Origin of the sequence: Propionicimonas paludicola (genome assembly GCF_002563675.1) — a bacterium.
Classification (GTDB): domain Bacteria; phylum Actinomycetota; class Actinomycetes; order Propionibacteriales; family Propionibacteriaceae; genus Propionicimonas; species Propionicimonas paludicola.
In genome coordinates this window covers 990,707-1,010,968 of record NZ_PDJC01000001.1, presented here as the reverse complement: position 1 = coordinate 1,010,968, position 20,262 = coordinate 990,707, and the positions used below count along the sequence as shown (strand labels likewise).

The window sequence follows — 20,262 nt, the reverse complement described above, 5'->3', positions numbered from 1 at the left end:
GCTGGGTGGCAGCTGAACTGGAGTCTGCGTACATCTCAACCTCGATCGATCGGGGATACGGATGCCATGGTGCACCCAACCCGATGCCACCGGCAAACCGTGGCTCAGCCCTGATCGTCCGCCTCCACCCGATCCAGCCACTCGTTCACCAGCGCGGCGAACAGGGTCTGCTGCTCGATCTGCAGGTTGTGGCCGGCCACGTCCAGCACGGCCAGCGAGGCGTGCGGGTAGCGCTCCAACAGCGGCAGCTGATCGCGATAGCCGACCGCGTTGTCCTGGCGTCCGAGCAGGATCAGGGACGGTCCGTCGAACACCGGCTGGTCACGGTCCGGGTCGACGCTCAGGATGAGTTTGGCCTCCACTCGCTGGACCGTCTCGGGGTCGGCGGCGGCCAGGCCGGGCTGAACATCGGCCAGGAAGCGGCGGACGGCCTCAGCGGTGTGCACCACGGCCAGCGCAGTGAAGTTCTCGACCACCTCCGCGGACAGGCCGTCCAGCGCCCCCGGCTGTCGGCGCAGGACCTGCAGCGCAGGCACCGTCCGCTCGGTGTACGGGAGGGCCACCGAAGGGCAGATCAGCGCAACGCCACGCACCTGGTCGGGCCGGCGGTTCACGATGGCGCGAGTCAGCAGGCCTCCGTAGGACTCCCCCACCAGCAGGAACGGCTCCTGGCCAACCTGCTCCTCGATGAAGGCGTCCAGGGCGTCCAGCACGTCATCGGAGCTGGCCACTCCCGCGCCGGACGAGGCGCCCTGGCCGGGCAGATCGGGGTAGATGCGGCGATAGCCGGGCCGGGCCTCGAAGATCGGCTCCAGACAGCCCTGGACGATGTGGTGATCCACCGGCCAGCCGTGCACCGCAATCAGCGGGACGCCCTCGCCGAACTCCTGATAGACCATGCCGGACATGCTGCTCCTTGAATCGAACGTGCGTTCGAGAGCCTAGCGCATCCGGATCTAGCCGGCGACCTCGATCGCAGCCAGCTGACCGCAGGCACCGTCGATCTCGCGGCCCCGGGTGTCGCGGACGGTGACCGGCACTCCGCGGGCCTCCAGCCGCCGCACGAACTCGTTGGCATCCTCCGGCCGCGAGGCCGTCCACTTCGAACCCGGGGTCGGGTTCAACGGAATCGGGTTCACGTGCACCCAGCCGTAGCCGTTCGGGCCGCGCAGCACATCGGCCAGATGCTCGGCCCGATCGGCCTGATCGTTCACGTCGCGGATCAGCGCGTACTCGATCGAGACCCGGCGTCCGGTGGTCAGGAAGTACTGCTTGGCCGCACCGATCACCTCGGCCACCGGCCACCGGGTGTTGATCGGGCACAGCTCGTCGCGCAGTTCGTCGTCCGGGGCGTGCAGGCTGACCGCCAGGGTCACCGGCAAGCCCTCGGCGCACAGCTTGCGGATGGCCGGCACCAAGCCCACGGTCGAGATGGTCACCCCGCGGGCCGAGATGCCCAGGCCGTGCGGGCTCGGCGCCACCAGGGTGCGCACGGCGTGCAGCACAGCGTTGTAGTTGGCCAGCGGCTCGCCCATCCCCATGAAGACCACATTGCTGACCCGACCCGGGCCACCGGGCAGTTCGCCGTCCTTGAGCCGGCGGGCGGCGTCGATCACCTGAGCGATGATCTCGCCGCTGCTCAGATTGCGGCGCAGGCCGCCCTGGCCGGTGGCGCAGAACGGGCAGGCCATCCCGCAGCCGGCCTGGGAGGAGATGCAGACAGTGGCGCGCTCGCGGCCGCGTCCGCTGGCCCGGATACCGGGGACGCCGTAGCGCATCAACACGCTCTCCACCAGGGAGTTGTCGTAGAGCCGCCACAGCGACTTGATCGTGGTACCGGCATCGGCCTGCTGGTCGCGGACCTTGGTGATCAGCGGCGGTAACCAGGCCGCAGTCAGCTGCTCGCGGACGGCCGTAGGCAGATCGGTCCACCCGGACGGGTCCACCGAGAGATGTTCGAACAGATGCCGGTCGATCTGACCGGCCCGGAAAGCCGGCAGGCCGATGGCGGTGACCGCAGCCACCCGCTCCTCGGCGTCCAGATCGGCCCAGTGCTTGGCCGGCTTGCCGCGCCTTGGCGCGCCCAACTCCAGCGGCACCTGACGTCCGGCGGCCGCTTGGGCCAGGGTCTTCTGAAACTCAGCCTCTTCGGCCGGGGTTAGTCCGCTCACCCGAACAACCCAACCATGGTGAACAAGACCCAGGCTGCAGGACCGGCCAGCAGCATGGAATCCAGCCGATCCATCACCCCGCCATGACCGGGCAGGAAGGAGCTCATGTCCTTGATCCCGACGTCCCGCTTGATCAGCGACTCGATCAGATCCCCCGCCGTGCCGAAGATCACCACGATCACAGCGAGGATGGCACCCTGCCACCAGGGCCGGCCCATGAAGATGGCCGTGGCCAGGCTGCCGACCAGAATGGCCAGCGCGAAGGAGCCGGCCAAGCCTTCCCAGGTCTTCTTGGGACTGATCGTCGGCACCATCTGGTGCTTGCCGAGGGTGGCGCCGACCACATAGCCGCCGGTGTCGCTGCCGACCACACACAGGAAGACCGCGACCACCTTGGCCACCCCGTGCTCCTGAGCCAGAATCAGGCCGATGAAGGACGCCAGCAGCGGGACGTAGCCGATGATGAACAGGCTGGCTGCACTATCGCGGACGTAGCCCTCGGCGCCGCCGAACATCCGTCCGATCAGCGCCATCAAGACGGTGCCGCCGATCGTCCCGAGCAGCACCACATGCCAGGGCACATTGGTCTGCTTCTGGAACTCGGCAGCGGCGTAGGTGCCGCCGATGATCAGGATGTTCCCGATCACCACCGGAATGATGGCCGAGGTCATCCCCACTCGTCGCAACGCCTGGTGCAGTTCGATGGCGCCAAGGCTGGTCAGCAGGACGAGCAGGGCCACGAAGCCGGGGTGGAACCAGATCAGGGTCACCACCACCAGGGCGAACAGCGAGAGCCCGACAGCAATCGCGGCCGGGAGATCTCGCCCCGGGCCTCGCTTCGGCGAGGCCTCCGGGCCCTGGACGGTGGTGGTCACTCAGACCTCCAGCAGTTCGGCTTCCTTGGCCTTCAGCAGCTCGTCGACGATATCGATGTGCTTCTTGGTGGCCGCGTCCAGCTGCTTCTCGGCCCCACGGGCCTCGTCCTCGCTGGCTTCCTTGTCCTTGACCAGCTTGTTGACCGAGTCGATCGCGTGGCGACGGACATTGCGCACCGCCACTCGACCCTCCTCAGCCTTGTGCCGGGCCAGCTTGATGTACTCCTTGCGGCGTTCCTCGGTGAGCTGCGGCAGCACCAGGCGGATCACGTTGCCGTCATTGGCCGGGTTCACGCCCAGGTCGGAGTCGCGGATCGTCTTCTCGATGTTGTTCATCGCGCCCCGGTCGAACGGGGTGATCAGGACGGTGCGAGCCTCGGGCACCTGGAAGGTGGCCAGCTGCTGCAGCGGGGTCGGCGAGCCGTAGTAGTCGACCAGCAGCTTGCTGAACATGGCTGGGTGCGCGCGACCGGTGCGGATCGCGGCGAACTCCTCGCGGGCGTGCTCCACGGCCGTGGTCATCTTGTGCTCGGCGTCGGCAAGGATCTCAGGGATCACTGTTGGGTTCCCTTCTGGGTCACACGCGCGCGGCGTGCAGGATGGTTCCGATCTTCTCACCCGCGACGACGCGGGCGATGTTGCCATCGACACCGAGGTCGAAGAACACCATCGGAAGTTGGTGTTCCCGGGCCAGGCTGACAGCGGTTGCGTCGGCGACCTTGAGGTCGCGAGCCAGGAAATCGTCATAGGTGAGTTCGTCGAAGCGACGAGCATCGGGGTTGGTGCGGGGGTCTGCGTCGTAGACGCCGTCGGTGCCCTGCTTGGCCATCAGCAGGACGTCGGCGTGGATTTCCAGCGCCCGCTGCGCCGAGACCGTGTCGGTGGAGAAGAACGGCATTCCCGAGCCTGCGCCGAAGACCACGGCCCGGCCCTTCTCGAGGTGCCGGATCGCCCGCAGCGGGATGTACGGCTCAGCGACCTGGCCCATGGCGATCGCCGTCTGGACCCGGCTCGGCTGGCCGGCCTTCTCCAGGAAGTCCTGCAGGGCAAGGGCGTTCATCACGGTACCCAGCATGCCCATGTAGTCGGCGCGGGCCCGATCCATGCCCCGGGTCTGGAGCTCGGCACCGCGGAAGAAGTTGCCGCCACCGGTAACGATCGCCACCTGCACTCCGGAGGCCACCACACCGGCGATCTGAGCGGCGATGCCGCCGATCACGTCCGGATCAACTCCGAGCTTGCCCCCTCCGAAGGCCTCCCCGGAAAGCTTCAGCAGAACTCGGCGATACGGACTGACCATGGGGTCTCCTTCACTGCAGGGGCGGCACTGGCCGGCGGCTTCTCACACCCTAACCGAAATGGGGTGTCTAGACGCACCTGCGGCCGCCCAGCGTGGCTGGACGGCCGCAGGTGAGGAATGGCTCAGGCGCCGGCGGAGAAGCGGATGAACCGCTTGACCTCGACCCCGTTGTTCTTGAGCAGCTGGCCCACGGTCAGCTTGTCGTCGGAGACCGACGCCTGCTCGACCAGACAGACCTCCTTGAAGAAGCCGCCCAGGCGACCCTCCACGATCCGCGGGATGATCTGCTCGGGCTTGCCCTCTTCGCGAGCGGTGAGTTCGGCGATCCGGCGCTCGTTGGCCAGCACGTCCTCGGGGACGTCCTCGCGGGTCACGTAAGACGGGGACATCGCGGCGATCTGCATGGCGATGCCACGCACGAAAGACTCGTCGCCACCGACGTACTCGACCATGACGCCCACCTGCGGGGGCAGGTCCGCAGACCGCTTGTGCAGGTAGACGCTGACCTCGCCGTCGTAGCTGGCGGCCGCAGCCAGTTCCAGCTTCTCGCCGATCTTGGCGCTGAGCTCGCCGATGGCCTCGGCAGCGGTCTTGCCCGAGGGCAGGACGACCGCGCTGGCCGCCTCAACGCCATGGGCGCCGGCGGCGTCCACGGCCTTGGCGATGTCGTCGGCCAGGGTCATGAACTCGGCGTTCTTGGCCACGAAGTCGGTCTCGGCACCCAGCTGGATGACGGACTTGCCGGCCGAAGCCACCAGGCCGTTGCTGGCCTCGCGGTCGGACCGCTTGGCCATCTTGGCCTGGCCGGTCACCCGCAGGATCTCGACGGCGGCATCGAAGTCGCCGTCAGCCTCGGTGAGCGCCTTCTTGGCGTCCATCATTCCGGCACCGGTCGCGTCGCGGAGCTTCTTCACATCCGCGGCAGTGATCGCACTCATCAGTCTCTCGTTCCTTACTTGGTCTTCTTGGCCTTGGGGGCAGCCTCGGCGGCCGGCTCCTCGGCAGCGGCCTCGGCGACCTCAGCCTCGGGGGCAACCTCAGCCTCAGCGACAACCTCGGCCTCGGGGGCAACCTCAGCCACCGGAGCAGCCTCGGCCTCAGGAGCAGCTTCGGCGACAACCTCAGCCTCGACAACGGCCGGCTCGACAACGGCCTCGGCCGGAGCCTCGTCCGTCTTCGCCTCGGCGCCGGCCAGCAGGTCGCGCTCCCAATCAGGCATGGGCTCGACCTCTTCGCCGGTGCTCGCCGCAGCCGAACGGGCCAGCAGACCCTCGGCAACCGCGTCGGCGATCACCCGGGTGAGCAGCGCGACCGAACGGATGGCGTCGTCGTTGCCCGGGATCGGGAAGTCGACGTGATCGGGATCGCAGTTGGTGTCCAGGATGCCGACGATCGGGATGTGCAGCTTGCGCGCCTCGTCGATGGCCAGGTGCTCCTTGTTGGTGTCCACCACCCAGATCGCCTGGGGCACGCGGTGCATCTCGCGGATGCCGCCCAGGGTCTTGGCCAGCTTCTCCTTCTTGCGCTTCTGCTGCAGCAGTTCCTTCTTGGTCAGGCCAGAGGACGCCACATCGTCGAAGTTGAGCCCTTCGAGCTCCTTCATCTTCGCGATCCGCTTGCTGATGGTGCCGAAGTTGGTCAGCATGCCGCCCAGCCAGCGCTGGTTCACGTAGGGCATGCCCACGCGGGTGGCCTGCTCGGCGACGGTCTCCTGGGCCTGCTTCTTGGTGCCGATGAACAGCACCTGGCCGCCCTTGGCGACGGTCTCCTTGACGAAGGCGTACGCAGTGTCGATGTAGGTCAGCGACTGCTGCAGGTCAATGATGTAGATGCCGTTGCGCTCGGTGAAGATGAACTTCTTCATCTTCGGGTTCCAACGGCGGGTCTGATGCCCGAAGTGAACGCCGCTGTCCAGCAGCTGGCGCGTAGTAACGACGGCCATGGCCGTTCCTTTCTGCGCGGGGCTGGGCATGGCCCGGCCCGCATTAGGTTGTTCGGACCGAGCGATTCGGCCCGCCTGACCCAGTCGCCGGCGCGCCCTCCCCGAAGGGACCGTGGGTGCCGACCCGCCCGGAGGCGGAAAGACTGCGTGCGAAGTCAACCTGGATCTGCCAGATTGCTGAGCAAAGTCTACGCGGGCGATGCGCCGCTTCACCAATCGGCGCTGTGGACACCGGTCGGTGTCGATCCACAGGCGCGGGAGTCACTGAATCGGACGCCGCAGCGCACCCCACAGTACGGGCATGAAGATCCTTCGACTGACCGTCCTGCTCGGGGTGTGCCTGGGCCTCCTGGTCTCCGGCGCCGCACCGGCGGCCGCCGCCAGTGCGGTGTTGCCGGTACCGGGTCCGGTGGCGCGCGGGTTCGATCCGCCGGATCGTCCCTGGCTGTCCGGTCACCGCGGCGTCGACCTGCGAAACCCTGCGGGGACGCCGGTGCGGGCCGCCCTGGCCGGACGGGTCACTTTCGCGGCCGAGCTGGCCGGCCGCGGGGTGGTGGTCGTCTCGCACGGGGCTCTGCGCACCACCTACGAGCCGGTCACCGCACGGGTCTCGGTGGGCACCATGGTCGGCACCGGTGAGGTGATCGGGACGCTGCAAGCCGGACATCCGTGCACCGGCGGTGACTGCCTGCACTGGGGGCTGCGCCGCGGCGAGCAGTACCTCAACCCACTGTGGCTCCTGGATCCGGGGCCGATACGGCTGCTCCCGAGCTCCACCTTCGACGAGGTGTCCGGGCCGGAGCCGACCTGGGCCGAACTCACGCCCGCGGGTGGGCCTGCTGGTAGGCCTTACGGAGCCTCTCCGTGGTGACGTGGGTGTACAGCTGAGTGGTGGCCAGCGACGAGTGGCCGAGCAACTCCTGCACCGAGCGCAGATCCGCGCCACCCTCGAGCAGATGGGTGGCCATGGCGTGACGCAAGCCGTGCGGACCGAGGTCGGGAGCCTCGGGGATGCGAGCCAGCGCACGGTGGACGATCCGGCGGACCACCCGCGGATCGATCCGTCCGCCACGATCGCCCACGAAGATCGCCGAGCCGGCCCCCGGTGCCGCCAGCAGCTCGCGGACGCCCAGCCACGCGTCCAGGCTGCGCCGGGCCGGACCACCCAGCGGCACCACCCGCTGTTTGCCGCCCTTGCCCAGCACGCGAAGCAGTTCTCGTTCGGTGTCCTGGTCGGACAGATCCAGCCCACACAGCTCGGAGACCCGGATCCCCGTGGAGTAGAGCACCTCCAGGATCGCCGAGTCCCGCAGTGCCGCGGCCCGCTCGGCCGGATCCTCGGCCGCCGCAGCCGCAGCGGCCAGGTCGTCGAGCACCCGCCGGGCGTGATCGATCTCCAGAGTCGGCGGGAGCCGCCGGTCGACCTTGGGCGAGCGCAGGCCGCGGGCCGGATCTGTGGTGATTCGCCCGGTGTGCTCGGCCCAGGCGAAGAAGGTCCGCACCGCAGCCGCTCGTCGTTGCAGGGTCGAGCGGTCGGCTCCGGTGGCATGTTGGTTGGCCAACCAGGTGCGCAGGTCGCGCAATGTCGCCTGGCCCGGTGGCGGCCCGTCGGTCCGCGCCAGGTGGCCGAACAGCTGGGTGAGATCGCCGGTGTAGGCCCGGACGGTGTGCGCGGAGCAACCCCGCTCCTTGGTCAGGTGCTGGGCGAAGTCGTCCAGCAGCGCCTCGACCGCCGGATCGAGTTCCACCGGCTCGACTGACTTCACCCGGCCAGCGTCACCCGGTCCGCTGCTGAGTGCAAGCGGGCGCGCTGGGCGTCCTATGATGACTCGGCGGAAGTGAAGAGGAGCGTATGGGCATCGAGGAACTGACCACCGGGGGCAAGCTGCTGCGAGTGACGCGCTGGGGCGAACCGGTGATGCACGCGGTCACCCGCCAGATCACCGAGTTCGGTCCGGAACTGCAGGAACTGGTTCGGGACATGTTCGCCACCATGGACGCCGCCCGCGGAGTCGGGCTGGCCGCCACCCAGGTCGGCGTGGATCTGGCCCTGTTCGTCTACGACTGTCCCGACGAGAACGAGATCAACCAGGTCGGTGCCATCTGCAACCCGGTGCTCACCCTCCCCGAGGGCGATGACCGCAATCTGGAGTCCACGGAAGAGGGCTGCCTCTCGCTGCCCGGCGGCTACCAGCCGCTGGCCCGTCCCGATCACGCCACCGTCACCGGGGTCGACCCGTTCGGCGAGCCGGTGACTGTGCACGGCACCGGCCTGCTGGCTCGCTGCCTGCAGCACGAGACCGACCACCTCAACGGGACGGTCTTCGGCGATCGGCTGTCGAACCGGATGCGCCGCAAGCTGTACGCCCAGCACGAAGAACTGGCCCACCTGTACCCCGAGGACTGGCCGCTGACTCCCAAGCGCAGCTCCGCCGACGGCTGAGTCGCGGCAGCGTCGTCAGGACTGCGGAAGGCCGAGCTCGTAGCAGGCGATTGCGCTTGCCGCAGCCACGTTGAGGGAGTCGACCCCGGCCCGCATCGGAATCCGCACCACCTGATCGGCCTGGCTGATCCAGCGCGGGCTCAGCCCATGCCCCTCGCTGCCGAGCAGCACCGCAAGCCGGGTGGCCTGCGCAGCCCGGGGAGCGAACTCAGCCAGCGAGACCGCGTCGTCCGACAGCGCGAGCGCCGCCACCAGGAAGCCCGCCTGCTGTAGCAGCGGGACGGCCTGCGCCCAGTCGTCCAGCCGCGCCCAGGGCAGCGCCAGGACGGTGCCCATCGAGACCTTCACCGAGCGCCGATACAGCGGATCCGCACAACGCGGCCCCAGCAGGAAGCCGTCCCAGCCGAGCCCGGCCGCATTGCGGGCGATCGCCCCGATATTGGCGTGGTCGGCGATCTCCTCGGCCACCACCAGCCGACGTGCGCTGCTCAGTAGCCCGGCGACCGTGTGTCGCTGCTCTCGATGCAGGGACGCCAACGCACCGCGGTGCACGTGGAAGCCGGTGACCTGCTCGGCCACCTCCTCGCTGACCAGATAGACCGGCACCTCGGGGACGGCCTCGAGCAGGTCACGCAAGTCGTCCAGCCACCGTGGCGCCAGCAAAAAGGACCGCGGCCGGTAGCCGGCTTCGATGGCTCGCCGGATCACCTTGCTGCCTTCGGCGATGAACAGGCCCTGCTCGGCTTCGAGGCTGTGCCGCAACGACGATTCGCGCAGTCTCACATAGTCGGCCAGTCGTTCGTCCCCGGGCTCCGCGACATCGACGATCACCTGGAGATTCTAGGATGCCGGGGTGAAACTCCCCCGCATCCCGATCGACCGCTTCCTGTTGGCGATCATCGCCGCCGCGATCACCGCGTCGATCTTCCCGGCCTCGGGGCTCGGCGAACAGATCCTGGAATGGCTGACCACCGCGGCCATCGCGATCCTGTTCTTCCTCTACGGGGCCCGGCTCAGCCCGCAGGAGAGCCTGGAAGGGCTCAAGCACTGGCGGCTGCACGCGACCATCCTGAGCTTCACCTATGTGCTCTTCCCGCTACTGGGCCTGGGCATCGTGGCGGTCACCAACGGCTGGCTGAACCCGAGCCTGCAGGCCGGACTGCTCTACCTCACCCTGGTTCCCTCGACGGTGCAGTCCTCGATTGCGTTCACCTCGATCGCCAAGGGCAATGTGGCCGGTGCAGTGGTCTCGGCGTCGGCGTCGAACATCCTGGGGGTGTTCATCACCCCGGCCCTGGTCTGGTTGCTGATGACCCGGACCAGCGGGGTCAGCTTCACCACCAGCACCATCGTCGACATCGTCTTGCAGCTGCTGGTGCCGTTCATCCTGGGCCAGCTCTCCCGGCGCTGGACGGCCGGCTTCGTGAAGGCCCACCCCGAGCTGAAGCTGGTCGACCGCGGCTCGATCGTCCTGGTCGTCTACTCGGCCTTCTCGGCCGGCATGCGGGAGGGCATGTGGTGGCAGACCACCTGGGTCGACCTGGTGGCGCTGCTGGTGATCTCGCTGGTGATCCTGGCGATCATGCTGTGGCTGACCTGGTGGACGGCCCGCCGGCTGGGCTTCAGCCGCGAGGACGCCATCGCCATCCAGTTCTGTGGCACCAAGAAGTCACTGGCCTCCGGCCTACCGATGGCCGGGGTTCTGTTCGCCGGCTCGCCGATCGGCTTGATGGTCCTGCCCCTGATGCTGTTCCACCAGGCCCAGTTGATGGCCTGCTCGACGCTGGCCGGACGCTACGCCAGGACCGCGGAGGCGTCCGAGTCGCCGAGCTGAGCTCGCCTCCGCTGGAACACCACGGCGGTGAGGCCGCGGGCTACTCGACCTTCACGCCGAGCCGCGCCGCCATCAGCGGAGCCAGGTCGAGCAACTGCTCCAGCGAGACGGTCGCCCCGGAGAGCCCGGCCAGATCCCCGACATCGCTGAGCTGTGCGCCGCGCAGGTCCACGTCGGCCAGGGTGGATCGAGTCAGCTCGAGGCGACCCAACCGGCAGTTCGAGAAGGCAACCCTGGTGACTTTGGACCGCATCAGGTCCAGTTCCTCGATCAGGCAGTTGGTGAACTGCAGGTCACTGACCTGGGCGTCGCGCAAGTTCAGATAGCCGAGCTTGCAGCCGCTGAAGTGCACCGAGCGCCACACCGATCCGGACAACTCGGCCGATCCGATCCGGGAGTCGCACACCTCGACCCGGCGCCAGCCCGAGTCGGCCGCGTGCAAGGACACCAGCTCGACTCGCTCGAGCACGGTCTCGGCCATGGCCAGGCCGTGGGCTCGCCACTGCTCGACCCGCAGCCCGGAGACCCGGGACGAGTCCAGCCGCCGGCGGGTCGGCCAGCTCAGCGACTCCCGGCTGAACCCGTGCGACTCGACCGCCTCCACGTCGTCGTCGCCGTCGGCGAACCGACCGTCGTCGACACCGATCAACTGGCCGAGTTTCACCGGAGTGAGGCGGGGCGCGCGGGTCTGGGATGCAGGACTGTTCACTGAGGTCACCCTAGTCAGCGACGCTGACAGCGGGCGCCATCGTTACGTTCGTGGGTAGCGGTGTGGACTGCCCTGCCGCGCCCCGGCCGAGCCTCTAGATTTCGGCCACGAGGCGACCGCGGAGGACGACAGTGATCGATGAGAGCAGCTTCTGGGCGACGGCCAATAGGCATCTGACCCGCTACGGCGGCGGCAGCTTCATCACCGAGCCGATCGTGTCGGCCAGCGGCAGCTGGGTGACCACGGCGGCCGGACGAAAGGTGCTGGACTTCACCTCCGGCCAGATGAGCGCGATTCTGGGCCACAGCCATCCCCGGATCGTGGAGAGCCTGGCCAGGGCCGCCGGCAGCCTGGACCACCTCTACTCGAACATGATCTCCCCGCCGGTGGTGGACCTGGCCCGGCGGCTGGCCGAGTCCTTGCCCGCTCCGCTGCAGAAGGTGCAGCTACTGAGCACCGGCTCGGAGGCCAACGAGGCGGCATTGCGCCTGGCCAAGCTGGTCACCGGCGGCTGGGAGGTGGTCTCGTTCTCGCGGTCGTATCACGGGGTCACCTCGGGCTCGTTGTCGGCCACCTATGCCGCCGGACGCCGCGGCTACGGCCCCACCATGCCGGGCAACCTGGTCCTGCCGACTCCGAACAGCTACCGCCCCGAGCTGATCGGGCCGGACGGTGAGCTGGACTGGCGACGCCAGCTCGATCTCGGCTTCGCCCAGATCGACGCCGCCTCGACCGGCGCCCTGGCCGCCTGCATCGTCGAGCCCATCATCAGTGCCGGCGGCCTGCTCGTCCCACCGCCGGGCTACCTGCGGGCGCTGCAGGAGAAGTGCCGCGAGCGCGGCATGCTGCTGATCCTCGATGAGGCTCAGACCGGCCTGTGCCGGACCGGCGACTGGTACGCCTTCCAGGACGAAGGGGTGGTGCCGGACATTCTCACCCTCTCCAAGACCCTCGGGGCCGGCCTCCCGCTGGCCGCGGTGATCACCTCCGCCGAGATCGAGCAGACCGCCTTCGAGCGTGGCTACTTCTTCTTCACAACTCACACCAACGATCCGCTGGTGGCGGCGGTCGGCAACACGGTGCTGGACGTCCTGGAGTCCGAGGAGTTGGCCGCACGCAGCCGCGACCTCGGCCGGCGACTGGCCGCGCGGTTGTGGGCATTGGGCGACCACCTCCCGGTGATTGGGGACGTCCGTGGCCGCGGCCTGCTGCAGGGCCTGGAGCTGGTACTCGACAGGGAGTCGAAGGCTCCGGCCGAGACGCTCGGTGATCGGGTGACCCAGCTCTGCTGGGAGCACGGGCTGCACATGAACCTGGCCCGGGTGCCCGGCTTGAGCGGCACCTTCCGGATCGCTCCCCCGCTGACCATCAGCGACGACGAGCTCGAACTCGGACTGGAGATCCTGGCCCAGTCGCTGACCGAGGCGGTCGGACCGTGAGGCGCGTGGTCGGCAGGAGGCGTGTGGCTGCCTGAGTCGTCGGACTCCGCTCAGCCGTCCAGCCGAGCGAAGTCCAGGGTGTGCACGACCAGTTCCCCGGCCCCATCACACTCGTCCAGGTCGATCCGGGCCGTGATCGACCAATCCCGGTTGCCGGCCGGGTCGGCGATGAGCTGCCGCACCTGCCAGGTGCGCGACTCCTCCTCGATCACCAGGAATTGGGGGCCGCGGGCGTCGGCGTCGGTGCCGATCCGGTCGTGCTCGTCCCAGTACTGCCCCAATGCCTCGTCCCAGTCGCCCCGCGTCATGGCCCCACCCGGTTCGAGCGCGGCAAGTGCGTCCACGTCGTCGGCCGCGGCCAACTCCACCCGGCGGAACATGGCATTGCGGACCAGCACCCGGAAGGCCCGCGCGTTCCCGGTGACCGTCTTGTTCGGCGGCGGGGCCTCCCCCAGCTCGGACGCCGTGCCGGCCAGGCTGGTCAACGACGCCCACTCGTCCAGCAGCGAACTGTCGGTCAGCCTGGTCACCTCGCCCAGCCACTCGATCAGGTCGCCGAGTTCTTCGGTTCGGGCGGCCTCGGGCACGGTCTGACGCAGCGCCCGGTAGGCGTCCGACAAGTAGCGCAGCAGCAGACCCTCGCTGCGTTGCAGCTTGTAGAAGCCCACATACTCACCAAAGGTCATGGCCCGCTCGAACTGATCGCGGACGATCGACTTCGGGCTGATCGGCGTCTCGGACAGCCACGGATGGGCCGCCGACTCCCGCAGGTGCACCTGCTCCAGCATCTCGGCCAAGGGCCGCGGCCAGGACACCTCTTCCAGAATCTCGGTCCGGGTCTCGAAGTCGTAGCCATCGGCCTTGAGCTCGGCCACGGCCTCGCCGCGGGCTTTGAACCGTTGGGCCAGCAGGATCACCATCGGATCCTCCAGCGTCGACTCGATCACACTCACCACATCGAGGGCGTAGCCGGGGGCCTCGGCATCGAGCTCGTCCATGGCGGCCAGCGCCAACGCGCTCAGCGGCTGGTTCAGGGCGAAGTTGTTCTGCAACTCCACGGCCAGTTGGTAACGCCGTCCGGTGGCCGTGGGCTCGGGCAGCCGCACCACCACGCCGGCGGCGATCAACGAGCGCCCCATGGCCGCGGCCCGGCCGATCAACCGGCGTCGGGTGGTCGGGTCCGGTTCTCCAGCGTCGATCAGGTGGACGAAGGCCGCCGCGGTGTCCTCTTCGCGTTGCAGCAGGTTCAGCAGCATGGCGTGGGTCACCCGCATCCGCGCCCGCAGCAGTTCTGGGGTCGACTCGATCAGCTTGGTGAAACTGGCCTCGGTGTAGTTCACGAAGCCCTCCGGCGGCTTCTTGCGCCGCACGCTCTTCAGCTTCTTGGCGTCATCGGCGAACTTGACCAGGATCCGGGTGTTCTCCACCTCATGATCCGGCGCCTGGGCCACCACGTAGCCGACGCTGTCGAAGCCCGGACGTCCGGCTCGTCCGGCGATCTGGTGGAACTCGCGGCTGCGCAACAGCCGGGAGCGGCGTCCGTCGAACTTCGACAAGGCCGCGAACAGCACTGTGCGAATCGGCACATTGATGCCCACGCCCAAGGTGTCGGTGCCGCAGATCACCGTGAGCAGGCCGCGTTGGGCCAGGGTCTCGACCAGGCGGCGGTAGCGCGGCAGCATGCCCGCGTGATGGACGGCCACCCCGGCGTGCAACAGGGTGGACAAGGTCTTGCCGAAGCCTCCGGCGAACCGGAAGCCGCGCAGGGCCTCCACCAACTCCTTGCGATGGCGTCGATCGACGATCCCCGAACTCAGCAGCGCCTGGGCTTGGTCCACCGCCCCGCCCTGAGTGGCATGCACCACGTAGACCGGGGCCTGCTGGGCGGCGATCAGGTTCTGGATGGTCTCGTGGATCGGGGTCACCGCCCAGGAGTACATCAACGGCACCGGACGAGTGGCTCCCCCGATCACCGACGACGGCCGTCCCGTCCGCTGCTCCAGGCTGCGGGCGAGCTCGGTGACGTCACCCAGGGTGGCCGACATGATCACGAACTGGGCCTGCGGCAGCTCCACCAGCGGCACCTGCCAGGCCCAGCCGCGGTCGCGGTCGGCGATGAAGTGGAACTCGTCCATGATCACCTGGTCGACACGGGCGGCCCGTCCCTCGCGCAGCGCGATGTTGGCCAGGATCTCGGCCGTGCAGCAGATGATCGGAGCCTCGGCGTTCACCGCGGCGTCCCCGGTCACCATGCCGACGTTGTGCGCGCCGAAGATGGCGCACAGGGCGAAGAACTTCTCGCTGACCAGGGCTTTGATCGGCGCGGTGTAGTAGCTCCGGCCACCGGCAGCCAGGGACGCGAAGTGTGCGGCCACGGCGATCAGCGACTTTCCCGACCCGGTCGGGGTGGTGATGATGGCATTCGCCCCGGTGAGGATGTCGATGATCGCTTCATCCTGGTGCGGGTACAGGCTGATGCCGTCGGCACTGGCTGCGGTGACGAAACTCTCGTAGAGCGCGTCCGCGTCCAGATGTTCGCCGGCGGGGAGCTGCTCGGTGAGATTCATAGCGAGGCCATCGTCTCATCCCGACCACCCCCGCGGCTCTGTGGTGGGTTCCGGGGGACGAGCAACGGCCCATCGCAGACCTCCCCCATCGCCTACTGGAAGTCTCGGGAGCGATGCGGCACCAGGATCGGCAGAGCCTCGATCCGGTCGGCCAGGACGTTCACCACGCCCTCGGTCGAGCGTTCCAGCTTGCCGCGGACGATCAGCGCGGACGACCCGCGAGCCACCCGGCGGTAGCGCTGCCAGACCCCCATCGAACAGACCACATTCACCAGGCCGAACTCGTCCTCGAGGCTCAAGAAGGTGACCCCGGACGCGGTGGCCGGACGCTGCCGGTGGGTGACCAGCCCGCCCAGCTCGATCCGGCGATCCGGCTCGGCGAAGTTCAGGTCGGCCGAGCTGAGCACCCCGCGGGCGGTCAGCTCGGCGCGCAACTGCCCGATCGGATGCTCCCCGGTGCTGACTCCGGTGGCCCACAACTCCTCGGCCAGGGCCTCGGTCGGACTGGGCTCATCGAAGAGCGGTGGCTGGCTGGCCAGCAGCGTCCCGGGTAGCGAATCAGGCTGGTCCAGGGCCGCGCTACCGGCCCGCCACAAGGCCTGACGCCGGCTCAGCCCAAAGCAGTCGAAGACTCCCGCGGTGGACAGCGAGGCCAACTGCTCGGCATTCAGCCCGGTCCGGCGCACCAGATCCTCCATCGAGCGGTACTCCCCGTTGGCCCGCTCGGCGACGATCCGTCCGGCCACCTCTGGCCCGATCCCCCGGACGCCGGCCAGGCCGAGCCGGACCGCGAACCCGGCATCGCGGCGATGCTCGCCGGTGTGATCCGGGGCGGTGACGTCGAACTCCCCCGGCTTCGGCTGGGTCCGTTCCAGGCAGCTGTCCATCCCGGACGGGCTCCGCGACTCGCCGATCGCCTCCAGCCCGGCCTGCACCCCGGAGTGAACCAGGTCGGGCGGCAACACGCTGACTTGGTGCCGACGGGCATCGGAGACCAGGGTGGCCGGAGAGTAGAAGCCCATCGGCTGGGCGCGGAGCAGCCCGGCCAGGAAGGCCCCGGGGTAGTGCAGTTTCAGCCAGCTGGAGGCATAGACCAGCAGCGCGAAGCTCAGCGAATGCGACTCGGCGAAGCCGAAGTTGGCGAAGGCCTGGATCTGCGCGTACAGCCGATCGGCCACCTCGCCGACCAGGCCGTTGCGGGCCATTCCGGCATACAGCTTGACCTTCAGCGACTCGATCCGCTCGACGCCGCGCTTGGACCCCATGGCCCGGCGCAGCAGGTCGGCATCCTCTCCGGAGCAGTCACCGACCGCCATGGCCATCTGCATCAGCTGCTCCTGGAAGACCGGGACGCCCAACGTCCGCTTCAGTACCGGTTCCAGCAGCGGATGGGCGTAGCTGATCGGCTCGCGACCCAGCTTGCGCCGGACGAATGGATGCACCGCTCCGCCCTGGATCGGGCCGGGCCGGATCAGCGCGATCTGAACCACCAAGTCGTAGAAGCGCCGCGGCTGCAGCCTCGGCAACAACCCCATCTGTGCGCGGGATTCGACCTGGAAGACCCCGATCGAGTCGGCCCGGCAGAGCATGTCGTAGACGCCGGGCTCCTCCTTGGGGATGGTGGCCAGTTCCCACCGCTCCCCGGTGGCACCGACGATCAGGTCGAAGCAGTACTGCAAGGCGGCCAGGATGCCCAAGCCGAGCAGGTCGAACTTCACCAGGCCCATCCAGGCGGCGTCGTCCTTGTCCCACTGGATCACCGTGCGGGCCTCCATCCGGGCGTGCTCGACCGGCACCACCTCAGCCACGGGACGCTCGGTGAGCACCATCCCGCCGGAGTGAATGCCCAAGTGCCGGGGCGCTTTCAGCAGTTGGGTGGCCAGTTCGGCCACCTGCTCAGGCAGCGCCTCCTCCGCCTCGGTGGGGGTCGGCCCCCAGCGCTCGACCCGCTTGGCGAAGGCGTCGGCCTGGCCGGGGCTGTAGCCCAGCGCCTTGGCGATCTCGCGGACGGCGTTGCGCGGCCGGTACTGGATCACATTGCAGACCTGGGCGGCGCATTCGCGTCCATAGCGGGCGAAGACCCACTGGATGATCTCCTCGCGCCGGTCGGAGTCGAAGTCGACGTCGATATCGGGCTCCTCGTCACGCAGCGCGGACAGGAAGCGTTCGAAGGGCAGGTCGTAGCCGATCGAGTCGACCGCGGTGATGTTCAGCAGGTAGCAGACCGCCGAGTTGGCCGCCGACCCGCGTCCCTGGCACAGGATGCCGCGCCGGCGGGCCTCGGCCACGATGTCGTGGACGATCAGGAAGTAGCCCGGAAAGTCCTTGGCCTCGATCACGGCCAGTTCCCGCTCGATCCGGGCCCGCTGGTCGGGAGTCAGGTCCGGATAGCGATGCGGCACCGCCTGCCAGACCAGGTGCCGCAGCCAGCTCATCGGAGTGTGCCCGGCCGGCACCTCCTGCTTCGGCAGGGCCGGCTTGGCCCGGCGCAGGCTGAAGGCCAGGTCGTCGGCCAGGCCGACCGTCCGGGCCACCGCTCCGGGGTAGCGGACGAAGCGCTCGGCCATCTCCGCCCCGGACCGCAGGAAGGCGGTTCCGGAGGCCGGCAGCCAGCCGTCCAGGGCATCCAGACTGCGGTTGGCCCGGATCGCAGCCACCGCCTGGGCCAGCCGATGCTGGGCCGGGGTGGCGTAGTGGACGTTGCCGGTGGCGATCACCGGCAGGCCACGTTGCGCAGCCAGTGCGGCCAAGGCGTCGTTGTGGTCGGCGTCCAGCGGATGCCCGTGATCGGTGAGTTCGACGAAGACCCGTTCGGGACCGAACAGCCGCACCAAGGTGTCCAGTTCCACCCCGGCCGCCTCGAGGCCGCCGGCGGCCAGCGCCTGCCGTACCGTCCCCTTCCGGCAGCCGGTGAGCACCACCCACTCGCCGTGGGCCGCCTGGGCCAGCTCGTCCAGCTGGTAGGTCGGACGGCCCTTCTCGCCACCGGCCAGCTGTCCCGTCGTGATCGCCGCTGACAAGCGGTGATAGCCGGATTCACCGGCGGCCAGCACCAGCAGGTGGCTGCCGTCCGGGTCGGGATGGCCGGCTTGTGGCTCGGTCAGGCCCAGGGACAGTTCGGCGCCGAACACCGTCTTGACCGAGGTGGGCTCGGCCGCCTCGGCAAATCGGACGATCCCGTACAGCCCGTCGTGGTCGGTGATCGCCAACGCGTGCAGGCCCAGCCGCTCGGCCTCCACGGCCAGTTCGGCCGGGCCACTGGCCCCGTCCAGGAAGGAGAAGGACGAGTGGGCGTGCAGTTCGGCATAGGGCACCACCTGCGTGGGCCGTTCGATCGCCGGCGGCTGATAGGGGCCACGCTTGCGCGAGAACGGCGCCTCGAGGGGACGCTTGCCGGTGCCGCTGAGCGTTTGTTCCAGCTGCGACCAGGGCATCGGCGGATTGTTGAAGCCCATCAGTCGTACCTGGCCTCGGCCCAGCAGCCCTCGGCGTCGGTGAACAGCAGCCAGCCGGTGCCCTCCCCGTCGACCACCTGGAACCGGTCGGCTCGTCGGGCCCGCTGCGGATCCCAGGCCCGTTCGCTGACCGGCCACGGCCCGGCCCAGCCGATCACCGGCACGGTGCGCTGGCCCAGGCCCAGCGTCACCGGCGGGTCGGTGACCCGGCCCCGATCGTCCACCCGAACCGGACGCCCGGAGGCGGTCAGCAGCTGCACGGGCTTCGGCTCGATGAACACCGAACCGGGCAGCGGATCGGGAACCATCCCCGGCCAGGGCTCCTCGCGCCGGGCCGCGGCGGCCGGACGATCCCCCCAGGCGACCAGCTGCTGCCGCTCGGCCAACCACCGCCCACCGCTCAGCCGGACGGTGACCACCTGATCGGGTCCCACCAGCGACTGCACTCGGGACAGCACGTGGTGCACCCGCTCGTCCGGCCCCAGCCCGAACAGCCCGGGGACGTGATGAGCGGCCTCATCGGTGGTGAGCGGCTCCAATCGCAGCCGGGCCAGCGGACTGGACAGCTGGCCACCCGAGGCCGCCTGCAGCTGCCAGCGGATCCGGTCGATCACGGCCGCGGCATCGAAGACCGTTGCGGCCAGCCAGTTGCGGACGATCACCTCGCCGGCCTCGCTGACCAGCTCGATCCGGACTTCGGTGAGGGCCAATCCGGCCGCGGTGAGCCTGCCGATGAACTCCTCGGTGGTTGCCTTGGCCGAGAAGGCCACCTGCTCGATCACCTCCAGCGGCGGCTCGAAGCTGAGGGTGGCGGTCAGCTCTGGGGGTGGCTGCCGTGGCTGGAGGTGCTGCGGATCGGTGCCGCCGGCCAGGGTGTGCAGCCGCAGCCCTTCGGAGCCGAACCGCTCCCGGACCGCCGGCACCGGCAACGCAGCGAACTCCCCGAGGGTGCGAACCCCCAAGCGAGGCAGCAGTTCGGCCAGTTCGGGCCGGCCCAGCCGGGCCACCGGCAGTGGGGCAAGGAAGGCCGGCGAGCCACCGGGCAGCACCCGCAGCACCGGGTCGCCGGCCCGGGCCGCCTGGATCGCGGCGAACAGGCCGTCGGCGATTCCGAAGCGTCCGCTGATGATCCCCACCTCGGTGGCCACCGCCTCCAGCAGGGTCTCGGCGGCCTCCAGCTCGCTGCCCAGATAACTGGCCAGCCCGCGCAACCGCAGCGCACACAGCCCCGGACGGATCACCTGAACCCCCGGAGCCAGTCGCTCCACGGCAGCCACCACCGGCTCGAAGCAGCGGGCGTCCCTGGCCTCGTCCGCCGCGATCACCCGCAACTGCGGACAGCGGGACTGCGCCTCCCGGCGGCGCTGTCCAGGCAGCACCCCCTCGGCCAGGGCAGCCGTCGAGCAGGAGCTGACCCGATTGGCCACCAGCACCGCCACCGGCGCCGAATCGTCCTCGGCTTCGGCCAGCGCCCACGCGGTCACCGGCCAGCCGGGGAACCAGAGCACCCCGAATCGTTCGGCCATC

General features: G+C 69.1%; 17 protein-coding genes. 4 read left to right on the top strand and 13 right to left on the bottom strand.

Features of this window, described 5'->3' with window-relative positions; all coding sequences use genetic code 11:
• Nucleotides 1–104 precede the first annotated feature (104 nt).
• The 7 genes from ATK74_RS04595 to rpsB form a co-directional block, all read right to left on the bottom strand.
• Nucleotides 105–908 (bottom strand): alpha/beta fold hydrolase, encoded by an 804-nt coding sequence (locus tag ATK74_RS04595; protein WP_245840689.1) that lies wholly within the window; start codon nt 906–908, stop codon nt 105–107.
• A gap of 48 nt (nt 909–956) precedes the next feature.
• Nucleotides 957–2,171, bottom strand: a complete 1,215-nt coding sequence (gene rlmN, locus ATK74_RS04590) for a dual-specificity RNA methyltransferase RlmN (RefSeq protein WP_098459939.1) — start codon at nt 2,169–2,171, stop codon at nt 957–959.
• Nucleotides 2,168–3,046 carry a phosphatidate cytidylyltransferase gene (locus tag ATK74_RS04585; RefSeq protein WP_098459938.1) on the bottom strand — a complete coding sequence of 293 codons (879 nt, stop codon included), beginning with the start codon at nt 3,044–3,046 and terminating at the stop codon, nt 2,168–2,170. The genes rlmN and ATK74_RS04585 overlap by 4 nt, the downstream gene beginning before the upstream one ends.
• Complete coding sequence (gene frr, locus ATK74_RS04580; RefSeq protein WP_425440110.1) at nt 3,047–3,568, bottom strand: ribosome recycling factor; 522 nt, start codon at nt 3,566–3,568, stop codon at nt 3,047–3,049. It abuts the gene before it with no gap.
• 55 nt (nt 3,569–3,623) lie between these two features.
• Nucleotides 3,624–4,346 carry a UMP kinase gene (pyrH, locus tag ATK74_RS04575; protein WP_098459937.1) on the bottom strand — a complete coding sequence of 241 codons (723 nt, stop codon included), beginning with the start codon at nt 4,344–4,346 and terminating at the stop codon, nt 3,624–3,626.
• A 122-nt stretch (nt 4,347–4,468) separates the two neighbouring features.
• Nucleotides 4,469–5,284, bottom strand: a complete 816-nt coding sequence (tsf, locus tag ATK74_RS04570) for a translation elongation factor Ts (protein WP_098459936.1) — start codon at nt 5,282–5,284, stop codon at nt 4,469–4,471.
• Nucleotides 5,285–5,298: 14 nt separating this feature from the next.
• Nucleotides 5,299–6,288, bottom strand: a complete 990-nt coding sequence (gene rpsB, locus ATK74_RS04565; RefSeq protein ID WP_098459935.1) for a 30S ribosomal protein S2 — start codon at nt 6,286–6,288, stop codon at nt 5,299–5,301.
• Nucleotides 6,289–6,589: 301 nt separating this feature from the next.
• Between rpsB and ATK74_RS04560 the strand changes: the two genes are divergently transcribed.
• Complete coding sequence (locus tag ATK74_RS04560) at nt 6,590–7,159, top strand: M23 family metallopeptidase (protein ID WP_098459934.1); 570 nt, start codon at nt 6,590–6,592, stop codon at nt 7,157–7,159.
• Here the strand turns inward: ATK74_RS04560 and ATK74_RS04555 are convergent.
• Nucleotides 7,107–8,054, bottom strand: coding sequence for a tyrosine recombinase XerC (locus ATK74_RS04555; RefSeq protein ID WP_143483565.1), 948 nt, complete (start codon nt 8,052–8,054; stop codon nt 7,107–7,109). The genes ATK74_RS04560 and ATK74_RS04555 overlap by 53 nt on opposite strands.
• Nucleotides 8,055–8,140: 86 nt before the next feature.
• Here ATK74_RS04555 and def point away from each other — a divergent pair, with 86 nt between their 5' ends.
• On the top strand, nt 8,141–8,731 hold the full coding sequence (gene def, locus ATK74_RS04550) for a peptide deformylase (protein WP_098459933.1): 591 nt from the start codon (nt 8,141–8,143) through the stop codon (nt 8,729–8,731).
• 15 nt (nt 8,732–8,746) lie between these two features.
• On the opposite strand, the gene ATK74_RS04545 is transcribed toward def, so the two are convergent.
• A complete protein-coding gene (locus tag ATK74_RS04545) occupies nt 8,747–9,562 on the bottom strand; it encodes a TrmH family RNA methyltransferase (RefSeq protein ID WP_098459932.1) in 816 nt (271 codons plus the stop codon).
• Nucleotides 9,563–9,584: 22 nt separating this feature from the next.
• On the opposite strand from ATK74_RS04545, the gene ATK74_RS04540 reads away from it, so the two are divergent.
• Nucleotides 9,585–10,565, top strand: a complete 981-nt coding sequence (locus ATK74_RS04540) for a bile acid:sodium symporter family protein (protein WP_098459931.1) — start codon at nt 9,585–9,587, stop codon at nt 10,563–10,565.
• A 40-nt stretch (nt 10,566–10,605) separates the two neighbouring features.
• Here ATK74_RS04540 and ATK74_RS04535 read toward each other — a convergent pair whose 3' ends face one another.
• Entirely contained in the window at nt 10,606–11,274 is a 669-nt protein-coding gene (locus tag ATK74_RS04535) for a pentapeptide repeat-containing protein (protein WP_143483564.1), read from the bottom strand.
• Between the two features lie 131 nt (nt 11,275–11,405).
• Between ATK74_RS04535 and ATK74_RS04530 the strand changes: the two genes are divergently transcribed.
• Nucleotides 11,406–12,713 carry an aspartate aminotransferase family protein gene (locus tag ATK74_RS04530; protein ID WP_098459929.1) on the top strand — a complete coding sequence of 436 codons (1,308 nt, stop codon included), beginning with the start codon at nt 11,406–11,408 and terminating at the stop codon, nt 12,711–12,713.
• Between the two features lie 50 nt (nt 12,714–12,763).
• Here the strand turns inward: ATK74_RS04530 and ATK74_RS04525 are convergent, their stop codons facing one another.
• From ATK74_RS04525 to ATK74_RS04515, 3 genes are all read right to left on the bottom strand, one after another.
• The gene (locus ATK74_RS04525; RefSeq protein WP_098459928.1) at nt 12,764–15,280 is read right to left on the bottom strand and encodes a DEAD/DEAH box helicase; all 2,517 of its coding nucleotides are present in this window, start codon (nt 15,278–15,280) and stop codon (nt 12,764–12,766) included.
• A gap of 92 nt (nt 15,281–15,372) precedes the next feature.
• Nucleotides 15,373–18,735 (bottom strand): error-prone DNA polymerase, encoded by a 3,363-nt coding sequence (locus ATK74_RS04520; RefSeq protein WP_098459927.1) that lies wholly within the window; start codon nt 18,733–18,735, stop codon nt 15,373–15,375.
• The gene (locus ATK74_RS04515) at nt 18,735–20,261 is read right to left on the bottom strand and encodes a DNA polymerase Y family protein (protein ID WP_098459926.1); all 1,527 of its coding nucleotides are present in this window, start codon (nt 20,259–20,261) and stop codon (nt 18,735–18,737) included. Before ATK74_RS04515 ends, ATK74_RS04520 begins: the two co-directional genes overlap by 1 nt.
• Nucleotide 20,262: the final 1 nt, after the last annotated feature.

Excerpts from the sequence above, each read along its gene's own strand:
- ATK74_RS04595 (WP_245840689.1), bottom strand. The coding sequence starts at position 908 with ATGTCCGGCATGGTCTATCAGGAGTTCGGCGAGGGCGTCCCGCTGATT.
- frr (WP_425440110.1), bottom strand. The coding sequence starts at position 3,568 with ATGACCACGGCCGTGGAGCACGCCCGCGAGGAGTTCGCCGCGATCCGC.
- pyrH (WP_098459937.1), bottom strand. The coding sequence starts at position 4,346 with ATGGTCAGTCCGTATCGCCGAGTTCTGCTGAAGCTTTCCGGGGAGGCC.
- tsf (WP_098459936.1), bottom strand. The coding sequence starts at position 5,284 with ATGAGTGCGATCACTGCCGCGGATGTGAAGAAGCTCCGCGACGCGACC.
- rpsB (WP_098459935.1), bottom strand. The coding sequence starts at position 6,288 with ATGGCCGTCGTTACTACGCGCCAGCTGCTGGACAGCGGCGTTCACTTC.
- ATK74_RS04560 (WP_098459934.1), top strand. The coding sequence starts at position 6,590 with ATGAAGATCCTTCGACTGACCGTCCTGCTCGGGGTGTGCCTGGGCCTC.
- def (WP_098459933.1), top strand. The coding sequence starts at position 8,141 with ATGGGCATCGAGGAACTGACCACCGGGGGCAAGCTGCTGCGAGTGACG.
- ATK74_RS04525 (WP_098459928.1), bottom strand. The coding sequence starts at position 15,280 with ATGAATCTCACCGAGCAGCTCCCCGCCGGCGAACATCTGGACGCGGAC.
- ATK74_RS04520 (WP_098459927.1), bottom strand. The coding sequence starts at position 18,735 with ATGGGCTTCAACAATCCGCCGATGCCCTGGTCGCAGCTGGAACAAACG.
- ATK74_RS04515 (WP_098459926.1), bottom strand. The coding sequence starts at position 20,261 with ATGGCCGAACGATTCGGGGTGCTCTGGTTCCCCGGCTGGCCGGTGACC.